This is a genomic window from Streptomyces sp. WMMC500 (assembly GCF_027497195.1).
Taxonomy (GTDB): domain Bacteria; phylum Actinomycetota; class Actinomycetes; order Streptomycetales; family Streptomycetaceae; genus Streptomyces.
On sequence record NZ_CP114905.1, the window covers coordinates 7,392,625 to 7,405,719 of the forward strand.

Annotated in this window: 11 protein-coding genes; 10 read left to right on the top strand and 1 reads right to left on the bottom strand. The window is 73.5% G+C overall.

Annotation, left to right across the window (positions count from 1 at the left end; translation table 11 throughout):
• Positions 1-13 precede the first annotated feature (13 nt).
• From O7599_RS31865 to O7599_RS31910, 10 genes are all read left to right on the top strand, one after another.
• Positions 14-964, top strand: coding sequence for a sugar ABC transporter permease (locus tag O7599_RS31865; protein WP_281619069.1), 951 nt, complete (start codon positions 14-16; stop codon positions 962-964).
• Positions 961-1,869: a carbohydrate ABC transporter permease gene (locus O7599_RS31870; protein WP_281619070.1), complete on the top strand. Its 909-nt coding sequence runs from the start codon at positions 961-963 to the stop codon at positions 1,867-1,869. Before O7599_RS31865 ends, O7599_RS31870 begins: the two co-directional genes overlap by 4 nt.
• A complete protein-coding gene (locus O7599_RS31875; RefSeq protein WP_281619071.1) occupies positions 1,866-3,101 on the top strand; it encodes a Gfo/Idh/MocA family oxidoreductase in 1,236 nt (411 codons plus the stop codon). Before O7599_RS31870 ends, O7599_RS31875 begins: the two co-directional genes overlap by 4 nt.
• Entirely contained in the window at positions 3,098-3,964 is an 867-nt protein-coding gene (locus O7599_RS31880; protein ID WP_281619072.1) for a PmoA family protein, read from the top strand. Before O7599_RS31875 ends, O7599_RS31880 begins: the two co-directional genes overlap by 4 nt.
• Positions 3,964-5,586 (top strand): glycoside hydrolase 43 family protein, encoded by a 1,623-nt coding sequence (locus O7599_RS31885; protein WP_281619073.1) that lies wholly within the window; start codon positions 3,964-3,966, stop codon positions 5,584-5,586. The genes O7599_RS31880 and O7599_RS31885 overlap by 1 nt, the downstream gene beginning before the upstream one ends.
• Positions 5,583-6,908: a sugar ABC transporter substrate-binding protein gene (locus tag O7599_RS31890; RefSeq protein ID WP_281619074.1), complete on the top strand. Its 1,326-nt coding sequence runs from the start codon at positions 5,583-5,585 to the stop codon at positions 6,906-6,908. The genes O7599_RS31885 and O7599_RS31890 overlap by 4 nt, the downstream gene beginning before the upstream one ends.
• A 145-nt stretch (positions 6,909-7,053) precedes the next feature.
• A complete protein-coding gene (locus O7599_RS31895; RefSeq protein WP_281619075.1) occupies positions 7,054-8,358 on the top strand; it encodes a pectate lyase in 1,305 nt (434 codons plus the stop codon).
• Between the two features lie 65 nt (positions 8,359-8,423).
• Entirely contained in the window at positions 8,424-9,551 is a 1,128-nt protein-coding gene (locus O7599_RS31900; protein WP_281619076.1) for an alpha/beta hydrolase family protein, read from the top strand.
• Between the two features lie 92 nt (positions 9,552-9,643).
• A complete protein-coding gene (locus tag O7599_RS31905) occupies positions 9,644-11,092 on the top strand; it encodes an NCS2 family permease (RefSeq protein WP_281619077.1) in 1,449 nt (482 codons plus the stop codon).
• 35 nt (positions 11,093-11,127) lie between these two features.
• Complete coding sequence (locus O7599_RS31910) at positions 11,128-12,210, top strand: prevent-host-death family protein (protein ID WP_281619078.1); 1,083 nt, start codon at positions 11,128-11,130, stop codon at positions 12,208-12,210.
• Here the strand turns inward: O7599_RS31910 and O7599_RS31915 are convergent.
• Positions 12,185-12,958 (bottom strand): IclR family transcriptional regulator, encoded by a 774-nt coding sequence (locus O7599_RS31915; RefSeq protein ID WP_281619079.1) that lies wholly within the window; start codon positions 12,956-12,958, stop codon positions 12,185-12,187. The genes O7599_RS31910 and O7599_RS31915 overlap by 26 nt on opposite strands.
• Positions 12,959-13,095: the final 137 nt, after the last annotated feature.

Genomic DNA, 13,095 nt, shown 5'->3' on the forward strand with positions numbered 1-13,095 from the left:
GATAGGAGCAGACATGGCCCAAGCCGTGGCACGGCCGCCGGGACCGGCCCCGCGGCGCGCGGAGAGCCGCCGCGGGGGACGCCGGCGCGGGGGGTCCCGGCGCCTTCCGTATCTGCTGATCGCCCCCGCCGGGCTGCTGATGCTGGGCTTCATCGCGTACCCGATGCTCAGCGTCTTCTACTACAGCCTGCGGCACTACAACGTCACCAAGCCGTGGCGCGACGGCTTCGCGGGCCTGGAGAACTTCACCACGCTGCTGACCGACGACCCGCTGTTCTGGGACTCCCTGGCCTTCAGCGCCAAGTGGGTCGTCGTCGAGGTCGGGCTCCAGCTCGCGTTCGGTCTCGCCCTCGCGCTGATCGTCAACCAGACGTTCGTGGGCCGCGCCTTCGCCCGGGCGCTGGTGTTCTCGCCCTGGGCCGTCTCCGGCGTCCTCACCACGACGATCTGGATGCTGCTCTACAACCCCGCCACCGGCGTGAGCAAATACCTCGCCGACGCCGGCATCGGCTCGTACGGCACCTCGGTCCTCTCCGACACCGGCACCGTCTTCTGGGCCGCCGTGCTCGCCGAACTCTGGCGCGGCGTGCCCTTCTTCGCCATCCTCATCCTCGCCGACCTCCAGTCCGTCCCCAAGGACCTGTACGAGGCCGCGGCGGTCGACGGCGCCGGGCGGCTGCGGCAGTTCGTGCACATCACGCTGCCGCACCTGCGGGACGCCATCATCCTGTCCACACTGCTGCGCGCGGTGTGGGAGTTCAACAACGTCGACCTGCTCTACACCCTCACCGGCGGCGGCCCCGCGGGCGAGACGACGACGCTCCCGCTGTACGTCGCCAACACCGGCATCCACGGCCACGACTTCGGCTACGCCTCGGCCCTGACGACGGTCGCGTTCGTGATCCTCCTCTTCTTCTCGATCTTCTACCTGCGCCTGAGCAAGTTCGGAGGCGACAACCGATGAGCACCGCTCCGACCGCGCTCGCCGCGCCTCCGCGCGCCCCGGGCGCCGCGCCCGCCCCGCCGGCGGGCCGCGGGCGCCGTCGCCGGCGGCGGGCGTACGACGAGGTGCCGCGCTGGCAGATCTGGGTCCCGCTCGGGCTCTACCTGCTGTTCACGCTCATCCCGTTCTACTGGATGCTGCTCTTCGCGGTGCGCCCCGCCGGCTCCACCTCGCTGGTGCCGTGGCCGATGACCTTCGAGCACTTCGACAAGGTGTGGACCGAGCGCAGCTTCGGCACCTTCTTCCAGAACAGCATGCTCGTCGGCGTCGCCACGCTGGTGATGACGACGGGCGTCGCGCTCGCCGGCGGCTACGCGCTGGCCCGCTTCGACTTCCGGATCAAGAAGGTCTTCCTGCTCGGGCTGCTGTGCTCGCAGTTCATCCCCGGCGCGCTGATGCTCGTCCCGCTCTTCGAGATCTTCCGCAACCTGCAGATGATCAATTCGCTGGGCAGCGTCATCGTCGCCGAGACGGTCTTCCAGCTCCCGCTGTCCCTGATCCTCATCAGCACGTTCATCAAGAACGTGCCGTACGCGCTGGAGGAGGCCGCCTGGGTCGACGGCTGCGGGCGCTTCCGGGCGTTCTGCGCGGTGGTGCTGCCGCTGCTGCGGCCCGGGCTGATCGCCGTCGGCTCGTTCGCGTTCGTGCACAGTTGGAACCACTTCCTCTTCGCGCTGATGTTCCTCAGCGAGCAGGACAAGCAGACGATCCCCGTGGGCCTCAACACACTCATCGGCGCGGACAGCGTCGACCTGGGCGCGCTGGCGGCGGGCGGGGTGATCGCGGCGGTGCCGGTGGTCATCGTCTTCGCGTTCATCCAGCGGTGGCTGATCACCGGCTTCAGCGCGGGGGCGGTGAAGGGATGACGCACCGCAACGGATCCCGCGCCACCGCCGCCGGTCCGGCCCACGCGCCGGCCCCCCTGGCCGCGCCCGTGCCCGTCGTGCTGGCCGGGGCGCGCGGGCACGGGCGCCGGCACCTGGAGAACATCCGCCGGCTGGCGCGGGCGGGCCGGGTGGAGCTGGCCGGGATCTGCGAGACCCGGCCGCTGACCGCGGGGGAGTTCGCCGGCGCACCCGTCCCGCAGGACGCCGACTTCGCCGCGCTGCTGGAGCGCACCGGTGCCCGGCTGGCCGTCGTCTCCACGCCGATCCCCACCCACGCCGACTTCGCCGTGGTGGCCGCCGCGTACGGCGTGCACCTGCTGCTGGAGAAGCCGCCCGCGCCGTCGTACGCGCTGTACGAGCGGATCGAGGCCGCGTGCCGCTCCGCCGGCATCGCCTGCCAGATCGGCTTCCAGTCCCTCGGCTCGCACGCCGTGCCCGCCATCCGCGCGCTGGTCGCCGGGGGCGCCGTCGGCGCCGTGCGCGGCATCGGCGCCGCGGGCGCGTGGGTGCGCGACGAGGCGTACTTCCGCCGCGCGCCCTGGACCGGGCGGCGCCGCCTCGGCGGCGTCGACGTGGTCGACGGGGTGCTCACGAACCCGCTCGCGCACGCCGTCGCCACCGCGCTGGCCCTGGACGGCACGGTGCGGTCCGGCGAGGTCGACGGCATCGAGCTGGAGCTGTACCGCGCCCACGACATCGAGGCCGACGACACCTCCGGCGTGCGGCTGACCACCGCCCGCGGCACCGAGATCGTCGCCGCCGTCACGCTGTGCGCCGAACGCGCCGCCGAGCCGTACGTGATGGTGCACGGCTCCACCGGCCGGATCACCTTCTGGTACAAGGAGGACCGCGTCCTGCTGCAACGCGCCGGACACGGTCCGGAGGAGATCACGTACCGCAGGACCGACCTCCTCGACAACCTGCTCGACCACCTCCGCGACGGCAGGCCGCTCGTCGCGCCGGTCGCCGACGGCGGCGCGTTCATGCGGGTGGTCGAGGCCGTACGCACCGCTCCCGACCCCGTGCCGCTGCCCGCCGCCGCCTGGCGCGCCGCACCGGCTCCCGGGCCCGCGGGCGCCGCCCCGCCGGCCGCGCGCCGCGTCGTGCCCGGCATCGACGCGCTCGTCGCCGCCGGCGCCGAGCGGCTGGCCCTCTACTCCGAACTCGGCGCCCCCTGGGCCGCCGGCAGCAGCGAGGTGAGCCACGTATGACGATCCCCTCCCGCAACCGCACCGGCGCCGACGCCGCCACCCTGCTGTGCTGCGCGGGCCGCCGCGTCGGCCGCTACGTCCACCGCCCGCACCTCGCCCGCCGGCTGTCCCCGCGCCCGTACCTCCACCCGCTCACCACCCTGGCCGGGGTGCCGGTCACCGAGCTGATGCCCGCCGACCACCCGCACCACCTCGGCGTCAGCATCGCCGTCCCCGACGTCGCGGGCGCCAACTTCTGGGGCGGGCGCACCTTCGTCCGCGGCCGGGGCCCCGTCGAGCTGGCCGACCACGGCGAGCAGCGGCACGCCGGCTGGCTGCTGCGCGACCCGGACGGCTTCGTCGAGGAGCTGAGCTGGTACGCCCGCGGCGCCGAGGTGCTGCGCGAGCGCCGGGCCGTCGCCGTCGCCCCCGCGGGCGACGGGGCGTGGGCGCTGGGCGTGTCGTTCGCGCTGACCAACGTCTCGGGCGCGCCCGTCTCGTTCGGCAGCCCCGCCACCAACGGCCGCCCCGGCGCGGGCTACGGCGGCTACTTCTGGCGGGCGCCGCGGACGGACCGCCCGCCGCGGGTCTTCACGGCGGCGGCCGAAGGCGAGGAGGCGGTGCACGGGCGGCCCGCGCGCTGGCTGGCGCTGGCGTCGGACGCCTGGACGCTGGTCTTCGCCGGCGCCACGGAGGAGACGCGCCGCGACCCCTGGTTCGTCCGCACCCGGGAGTACCCCGGCGTCGGCTCGGCGCTGGCCTGGTCCGAGCGGGTGCCGCTGGCGCCGGGGGCGAGCCTGACCCGGCGGGTCGTCACGGCGGTGGCCGACGGACGGCTGGACCGCACCGCCGCGGCGGCACTGGCGCGCCGGGCGGTGGCGTGATGGACGGCGGCGTGTGGGGCGGTGGCGCGAAGGACGGTGGCGCGGGGGACAGCGCCCCCTGGGTCCCCGACCGCGGGGACGGCACGTACCGCAACCCGGTCCTCAACGCCGACTACTCCGACCCCGACGCCGTCCGCGTCGGTGCCGACCACTACCTCACCGCCTCCAGCTTCGGCCGCGTCCCCGGCCTGCCCCTGCTGCACTCCCGCGACCTCGTCAACTGGACCCTCCTCGGCCACGCCCTGGACCGCCTCGAACCCGCCGGGGCGTTCGCCGCGCCCCGCCACGACTGCGGCGTCTGGGCCCCCGCGCTGCGCCACCACGCGGGCCGGTTCTGGATCTTCTGGGGCGACCCCGACCACGGCATCCAGCAGGTCAACGCGCCCGACATCCGCGGCCCGTGGACCCGCCCGCACCTCCTCAAGGCCGGCAGGGGGCTCATCGACCCGTGTCCGCTGTGGGACGAGGAGACCGGCGAGGCGTACCTCGTGCACGCCTGGGCGAAGTCCCGCTCCGGCGTCAAGAACCGGCTCACCGGCCACCGCATGAGCCCCGACGGCCGCGAGCTGCTCGACCCCGGCGCGGTCATCGTCGACGGCGACCTGCTGCCCGGCTGGTTCACCCTCGAAGGACCCAAGCTCCACCGCCGCGACGGCTGGTTCTGGATCTTCGCCCCGGCGGGGGGAGTCGGCACCGGCTGGCAGGGCGCCTTCCGCTCGCGCGCCTTCCACGGCCCGTACGAGGAGCGCGTCGTCCTCGCGCAGGGCAGCACCGACGTCAACGGACCACACCAGGGCGCCTGGGTGACCACGGCCGCGGGCGAGGACTACTTCCTGCACTTCCAGCAGCGCGGCGCGTACGGACGGGTGGTGCACCTGCAGCCGATGCGCTGGGACGACGACGGCTGGCCGGTGATCGGCCGGCGCGGCGAGCCGGTCGGCACCGCCCGCAAGCCCGCGACGCCCGACGCGGCCCCGCAGCCGACCGCGGTCCCCGCCACGGACGACGACTTCCCCGGCGGTGCCCCCGGCCCCCAGTGGCAGTGGACCGCCAACCCGCGCCCCGGCTGGGCCGCCGCCCACGACGGCGCGGGGCTGCGTCTTGCCTGCGTACGCACCGCAGACGCCCACGACCTGCGGCTGCTGCCGAACGTGCTCACGCAGCGGCTGCCCGGCGCGCCCTGCGCGGTGACCGTGGAACTGGCGCTGGAGAGCGAGGCCGAAGGCGCGCGGGCCGGACTGGCCGTGCTGGGCGACGCGTTCGCCTGGATCGGCCTGGAGCGCGGGCCCGACGGCGTCCGGCTCGTGCACCGCTTCGCGGAGGAGGTGGCCGAGCGGGAGCGGGACGCCGCCCGCCCGCGCCCGGCGCCGTCCGGCCGCGCCCTCCTCCACATCGCCGCCCTGCCGGGCGCCCGCTGCCGCTTCGCCGCCGACACCGGCGAAGGGCCGCGGGAGTCGGGGCCGGTCTTCGCGGCCACGCCGTGGCGCTGGGTCGGCGCCCTGCTCGGCCTCTTCGCCGCGGCCCCGCGGCCCGGCCCGGACGCCGCCGGGACGGCGCACTTCGGCCGCTTCCGCCTCACGAACGACCCGCAGACCCCTCATGGGAAGAGAGCCGACACATGACCACGACCACACCGTTCAGAGCGGTCGCCGCCGTCTGCCTGGCGACCGCGCTCACCCTCACCGCGTCCGCCTGCGGCGACGACGGCACCAGCGGCGGCGGCAGCGAGGGGGAGGGCACCGGCTCGATCACCTTCTGGGACAACAACGGCGGGGTGCGCACGCCGGTGTGGAAGGAGATCATCGCGGACTTCGAGAAGGCGCACCCGGACATCGACGTCGAGTACGTGCCGATCCCGATCAACGACGTGCAGTCCAAGTACGACACCGCCATCGCGGGCGGCGGACTGCCGGACGTCGGCGGCGTCAGTACCTCGTACCTCGCCAACATGGTCGCCCAGGACGCGCTGGAGCCCGTCGGGGACCGGATCGCGGGCGGTGCGCTGAAGGGCGTGCTGGCCGAGAGCATGACCGAGGGCGTCAAGGTGGCCGGCGGGCGCGGCGAGGAGATGTACTCCGTGCCGACCTCCGCCAACAACGGCACGCTGTGGTACCGCACGGACCTCTTCGAGGACGCCGGGCTCGACGCCCCGACCACCTGGGACGCCTTCTACGACGCCGCGGAGAAGCTGACCGACAAGGAGAACAACGCCTTCGGCTACACCATCCGCGGCGGCGAGGGCTCCATCGCCCAGGCGCTGGACGTGATGTACGGGCAGTCCGGCATCACCGAGTTCTGGGAGGGCGACGAGACGACCGTCAACGCGCCGGAGAACGTCGCGGCGCTGGAGAAGTACGTCGGGCTGTACAAGAGCGTCACGCCCGAGGCGGACGTGAACAACGACTTCGTGAAGATGGTCGCGCAGTTCGACAAAGGCGACATCGGGATGCTGAGCCACAACCTCGGCTCGCACCAGGACCATCTCAAGGCGCTGGGCGAGGACAGGTTCGCCGGGCTGCCGCAGCCGGCAGGGCCGGGCGGGAAGCGGGTGCAGGTCTCCAACCCGGTGGACGGGCTGGGGCTGTTCACGTCGAGTGACAACAAGGGCGCGGCCTGGAAGTTCATCGAGTTCGCCGCGGCGCACGAGTCGAACAGCAAGTGGAACGAGTCGGCCGCGCAGATCCCCGCCAACACCGAGGCGGCCGGGGACGCCTGGATCAAGGAGTCGGCACGGGGCAACGGCGCCTTCGAGTCCCTGACGGACGGCAGCACCACCATCGTGCAGCTCCCGTACTACCTGCCCGACTGGAACAGCATCAGCAAGACCGACAACGAGCCCGCCTTCCAGAAGGTGCTCCTCGGCGAGATGAGCGCGAAGGAGTTCCTGGACCAGATGGCGGAGCAACTGAACGAGGCCCAGGCGGAGTGGCGGGAGCAGCAGTAGCGCACCGCCGGTTCCTCCCCCGTACCGGGTCGGCGGCGGTCGCGTTACGTCGCGTCGCGCACCGCCGCCGGCCCTCCACCCCTTCCCCGTCTCCGTCTCCGTCTCTTTCCTCCTGCTCGTACCAGCTCTGTGAAGGAGCCGCACCATGCGTCAACGGACACGTCACGCGGCGGTCTCGCTCGCGTGCTGCGCGGCGCTGCTGGGCCCGGCGGCGGCCACGGCCGCGGCTGCCCCGGCTTCCGGGCACGACCCGGCCCGCGGGACCCTCCCCGCCGGCGACGGCTGGGCCTCGGCTTCCGGCGGCACCACGGGCGGCGCCGCGGCCGACCGCGGGCACGTCCGCACCGTCCGTACGTGGGACGAGTTCCGCGCCGCGCTGGCGGCGGGCGACGGCGAGCCGCGGATCATCCGCGTCGTCGGCACGATCGACGCGAACGCCGCCGGCTGCGCCGCGTTCGAGGCGCCGGGCTACGACTTCGCCACGTACCTCGACGCCTACGACCCCGCCGTCTGGGGCTACGACACCCCCGTCAGCGGCCCCCAGGAGGACGCCCGTGCCGCCTCCGCCGCCAACCAGGCGGCGGCCGTCCAGGCGTACGTGCCCTCGGACACCACCGTCGTGGGAGTCGGCAGGAACGCCGGCATCAGGGGCGCCGCCCTGCAGATCAAGGACGCCGACAACGTCATCGTCCGCAACCTCACGCTGGAGAGCCCGCTCGACTGCTTCCCGCAGTGGGACCCCACGGACGGCGAGCGCGGCGCCTGGAACTCCGCGTACGACGCGGCCGTCGTCCACCACTCCACCCACGTCTGGCTGGACCACAACACCTTCACCGACGGCCGGTACCCGGACAGCTCCCTGCCGCGCCACTACGGCGAGCTGTACCAGCAGCACGACGGCGAGTTGGACGTGGTCCGCGGCGCGGACCTCGTCACCGTCTCCTGGAACGTCTTCGAGGAGCACGCCAAGACCCTGATGATCGGCAACAGCGACGGGGCGGGCGGCACCGACCGGGGCCGGCTGCGGGTCACGCTGCACCACAACCTGTTCCGCGGCGTGGGCGAGCGGGCGCCGCGGGTGCGCTTCGGCCAGGTCGACGCGTACAACAACCACTACGTGATCACCGGCGCGGCGGACGAGTCCTACTCGTACTCGTTCGGGATCGGCTTCGAGTCACGGCTCGTGGCGGAGAAGAACTCCTTCCGGCTGGCGGACGGGGTGAGCCCCGGCCGGATCCTGAAGAAGTGGAGCGAGGCGCCGGTGACGGCGGAGCACAACCACGTCAACGGCGCCCCGGCCGACCTCGTCGCGGCCCACAACGCGGAGTTCCCGGAGACCCCGCTGCAGCGGGACGCGGGCTGGCGGCCGACGCTGCGCACCAGGGTCGACCACCCGCGGGCGGTGCCCGGCGTGGTGGTACCGCGAGCGGGGGCGGGGAGGATCCGCTGACGGCGCAGGCGGAGCCGGCGCGCCCGGAGCGGCCCGCTCCGGGCGCGGCCGGCGGCGCGGACGCCGTGCCCGCCCCGGCCCTCGCCGGCGTCGTCGACGGGTGCCTGCCCGCGTTCCACCGGCGGCTCCGGGACGAGCTCACCTTCCCGCTCGCCTGGGGCAGTTCCCCTGTCCGCGACTTCGCGGCCTGGCGGCGCGCCGCCCGCGCCACGGTCGAGGCCCACCTCCTCGTCCCGGCGGACGACCCCGGCGAGATCCCGTACGACCCCGAGTTCGCCGACCGCGCCCCGGCGGTCCCCGGCGGTCGCGCCTACAGCCGCGAGACCGTCACCTTCACCCTCAGCCGCTACGCACGCGTGCGCGGAGTGCTGCTGACGCCGTCCGGCGACGGCCCGTTCCCGGCGGTGCTCCTCCTGCACGACCACGGCGCGACGTTCGGCATCGGGAAGGAGAAGGTGGTGGCGCCCTGGTACGACGAGCGGGCGAAACTGCCCGCGGCGCGCCGGTGGGTGCGGCGGTGCTACGGGGGCCGGTTCGTCGGCGACGAACTCGCCGCCCGCGGCCACGTCGTGCTCGCCGTCGACGCGCTCGGCTGGGGCGACCGCGGCCCGCTCGCGTACGCCGGGCAACAGGCGCTGGCCAGTGCCGTCTTCCACCTCGGCAGCTCCCTCGCGGGCCTCACCGCCCGCGAGGACGTGCGCGCGGCCGGCTTTCTCGCGAGCCTGGCCCGCGTCGACGCACGGCGCATCGCCGCCCTCGGCTTCTCCCTCGGCGGCTTCCGCGCCTGGCAACTGGCCGCGCTCAGCGACGACGTCGCGGCGGCGGCCAGCGTGTGCTGGATGACCGGCGTGCGTGACCTCACAGCCCCGGGCGGCGACGCGCTGCGCGGCCAGTCCGCGTACCACCTGCTGCACCCGGGCCTGGCCCGGCACCTCGACTTCCCCGACGTCGCGGGCATCGCCGCCCCGCGCCCGATGCTGTTCTTCCACGGCGGTCTCGACCCGCACTTCACGCCCGCCGGCGTGCGCGCGGCGTACGGGAGGCTGCGCGCCGTCTGGCGCGCGGCAGGCGCCGGGGAGCGGCTCCTTACGCGCGTATGGCCCGGGCACGGCCATACCTTCGCGGTGCCGCTGCAGGACGAGGTCTTCCGGTGGCTCGGCGCCGTGCTGTACGGGTCCGCCGCCGAGGCGTAACACAAGCTCAACCTGATCAGGCGTCTCAGCAGGCACAATGCCACCTGCCGTCCCCACGGTACCGTCCCCCGTCGCCGCTCAGGAGCACCCCCGTGTCCGACCACGTGACCGACAAGTCCCCCGCCCCCGCGCCGAGTCCGGCGGCCCTGGAGCGCCTCTTCCGCATCCGCGAGCGCGGCTCGACCGTCGGCCGCGAGATACGCGGCGGACTCGCCACCTTCTTCACGATGGCGTACATCCTCGTGCTCAACCCGATCATCCTCAGCGGCGCCGAGGACAAGTACGGCAACCAGCTCGACTTCGGTCAGCTCGTCACCGTCACCGCGCTCGTCGCCGCCGTGATGACCGTGCTCATGGGAGTGACCGCCAACCTCCCGCTCGCGCTCGCCGCCGGACTCGGGATCAACGCCGTCGTCGCGTACCAGATCGCCCCGCTGATGACCTGGCCCGACGCGATGGGCCTCATCGTGCTGGAGGGCATCGTCGTCTGCCTGCTCGCCGCCACCGGCGTGCGCGAGGCCGTCATGAACGCCATCCCGCAGCCGCTGAAGGTGGCGATCAGCGTGGGCATCGGGATGTTCATCGCGCTCATCGGCTTCATCGACGCCGGCTTCGCCACCCGCATCCCGGACGCCGCAGGCACCACCGTCCCGTTGCAGCTCGGCGGCACCGGGACGCTGAGCGGCTGGCCGGTCGTCGTGTTCTGCGCCGGCGTGCTGCTGACCGTCTCGCTGCTCGCGCGGGGCGTGAAGGGCGCGATCCTCATCAGCATCCTGGCGATGACCGTGGTCGCCATCGTCATCAACTCGGCCGCGGACGTCGCCGACGAGCAGTGGGGCCTGACCGTCCCGGACTGGCCCGGCGACGTGGTCGAGGCGCCGGACTTCGCCCTGCTCGGGGAGTTCAGCTTCTTCGGGGCGTTCGACGAGGTCAGCGCCGTGACCGTGGTGCTGCTCGTGTTCACGCTGTTCCTCACCGACTTCTTCGACACCATGGGCACGGCCGTCGGCGTCACCAGCGAGGCCGGCCTCCTCGACGAGCGCGGCCGGGTCCCCCGCCTGGGCCGCCTCCTCTTCGTCGACGGCCTCGCCACGGTCGCCGGCGGCGCCGCGTCCGGCTCCTCCAACACCAGCTACATCGAGTCCGCCGCCGGCGTCGGCGAGGGCGCCCGCACCGGCCTGGCCAACCTCGTCACCGGCGGACTCTTCGGCCTGGCGCTCCTCTTCACCCCGCTCGCCCTGGTCGTCCCCTCCCAGGCCGCGGCCCCCGCGCTCATCGCGGTCGGCTTCCTGCTGATGACGCAGGTACGTCACGTCGACTGGACCCGCTACGAGATCGCCGTCCCCGCCTTCCTCACGATCGCCGTGATGCCGTTCACGTACTCCATCACCAACGGCCTGGGCGCCGGCTTCATCGCCTACGTGCTCCTCCAGGTGGTCATGGGCCGCGCCCGGAAGGTGCACCCGCTGATGTGGGCGGTGTCGGTGCTCTTCGTGGTCTACTTCGCGATCGAGCCGATCGAGGACCTGCTGGGCGTGTGAGGGCCCGTGTCAGCCGCCCGGTAGCGTCCGCGGACATGGAGAGCGTCGAACTGAGCGACTTCGTCCCGGACTTCGCGCCGGCCGTCGGCCGGGTCGTGGAGACCGGTCAGCGGGTGCGGGTCACCGACGGCGGCGTGCAGGTGCGGGTGCTGCTCGCGGCGGGGGAGCTGGCCGAGCTGGAGCACTTCGCGCAGCGGACCCGATACGTCCGCGGGCGGCCCCGGCCCACGGACGAGCGGTGGCGCCCGCTCGGACCCGGGGAGCAGGGCCCGTACACCCGGTTCGTGCACGGCGACGGCGTGCGGATGACGTTCCTGCGGGGCCGCGCGGTGGTGGCGGAGCTGCGGTCGGTGGCGGAGCTGGAGTGGATCGAGGAGGCCGCGAGCCTCGGCCGCCAGAGCTTCATGCCGCCCTCGCAGGCCGCCGCGTTCGAGGAGTTCCTCGCCCGCCAGCCCCCGGTCGGCGACGGCATCGCGTGGATCGCGGCGGGCTGGCGCGAGCACGAGCCGTTCAGGGTGCTCGACTTCGTCAAGGGCGTCGCGCCCGAGGACGTCGCCCTCACCTACGGGGCCGACCCCGGGGACGTCGCCGGCGGGCTGCTCCTGCACCAGGTGCGCGAACGGGACCGGCGTGCGGGCACCGACGACCTGACGCGCGTGGTCACGTTCGGCGCGGCGGGCGAGTGGACGTGGCTCGGTTACCACGACAACGACTACGCCGGCCTACTCGACCCGCCGCCCACGGAGCAGATCACGCTCGTCGCGACCGCGGCGAAAGCGATCTACACGTTCGACTACCTGAGGGACGGGGCTTACCAGAACCCCTTCCCGGTCGAGGACGACACCGAGCCGCGGCGGGACCTCTACGAACTCATCTGGTACGCCCCGGGCGAGATGCCCTTCGTCCCGGACGCACCGCTCGGCTTCCTCAACGCGCACATCCGCCGCGCCGAGGAGACGGCCCACCGGACCCACCCCTTCGAGTTGTTCTTCGCCGGGCTGGAACGGGCCTTCGGCCTGGCGCTGCCCCGCGCGGACATCACCGCGGGCCGGGTGCGCTGCGCCCGGCTCACCGGCCGGCCCGCTCGGAGGGTCACAGGTGGCGCGTCGCCAGCGTGAGGCGGTCGCGGGCGTCGAGCAGCGCCTCCCGGATCCCCTGCTCGTGCGCCGGCGTCAGCCGCGCCACCGGCACCGAGCAACTGATCGCGTCCCGCGCGGGCGTCCGGTACGGGACCGCGACCCCCAGGCAGCGCAGCCCGAGCGTCGACTCCTCCCGGTCCAGGGCGTATCCGCGCTCGCGCACCCCGTGCAGCTCCTCGATCAGCCGCTCCCGGTCCGTGACCGTGTGCTCGGTCAGCGGCGCCAGCGACTCCGGCAGCAGCTTGCGGATCTCCTCGTCGGGGTACGTCGCGAGCAGCGCCTTGCCCAGCGCCGTCGCGTGCGCCGGGAGCCGCCGGCCGACGCGGGTGAACGGCCGCAGGTAGTGCTGGGACTGGCGGGTGGCGAGATAGACGATGTTCACGCCGTCCAGCCGCGCCAGGTGGATGGTCTCCGTCGTGTCGTCCGCGAGCCGGTCGAGGGTCGGCCGGGCGGCGGCGACGACCTCGTCGCCGTCGATGTACGACGTGCCGACGAGCAGCGCCCGCACCCCGATCCCGTACCGGGTGCCGGTCGCGTCGGTCTCCACCCAGCCCAGCTCCGTGAGCGTGCGAAGGAGCATGTAGAGGCTGGACTTGGGGTAGCCGACGGCCTGCTGGACGTCACCGAGGCTGTGCATTCCGGGCCTTGCCGCGAAATACTCGAGCAGTTCCACGGTGCGGACGGCAGACTTGACCTGACCACCCCCACCGGCGTCGGCGACCCCCATGGCACTTGACCCTCCGCGTCTGCAGCGATAAAAGTCCAAGAAGCAATTCATGTATAGAGACGGCGTTCAGAATACCGAACCACGGGTATCGTCGGTCACCGTCCGCCGTGTGTGCAAGAGGAACGGAGACATCTCAG

Coding starts and splice junctions, on each gene's coding strand:
- O7599_RS31865 (WP_281619069.1), top strand. CDS start 14: ATGGCCCAAGCCGTGGCACGGCCGCCGGGACCGGCCCCGCGGCGCGCG.
- O7599_RS31870 (WP_281619070.1), top strand. CDS start 961: ATGAGCACCGCTCCGACCGCGCTCGCCGCGCCTCCGCGCGCCCCGGGC.
- O7599_RS31875 (WP_281619071.1), top strand. CDS start 1,866: ATGACGCACCGCAACGGATCCCGCGCCACCGCCGCCGGTCCGGCCCAC.
- O7599_RS31880 (WP_281619072.1), top strand. CDS start 3,098: ATGACGATCCCCTCCCGCAACCGCACCGGCGCCGACGCCGCCACCCTG.
- O7599_RS31885 (WP_281619073.1), top strand. CDS start 3,964: ATGGACGGCGGCGTGTGGGGCGGTGGCGCGAAGGACGGTGGCGCGGGG.
- O7599_RS31890 (WP_281619074.1), top strand. CDS start 5,583: ATGACCACGACCACACCGTTCAGAGCGGTCGCCGCCGTCTGCCTGGCG.
- O7599_RS31895 (WP_281619075.1), top strand. CDS start 7,054: ATGCGTCAACGGACACGTCACGCGGCGGTCTCGCTCGCGTGCTGCGCG.
- O7599_RS31910 (WP_281619078.1), top strand. CDS start 11,128: ATGGAGAGCGTCGAACTGAGCGACTTCGTCCCGGACTTCGCGCCGGCC.
- O7599_RS31915 (WP_281619079.1), bottom strand. CDS start 12,958: ATGGGGGTCGCCGACGCCGGTGGGGGTGGTCAGGTCAAGTCTGCCGTC.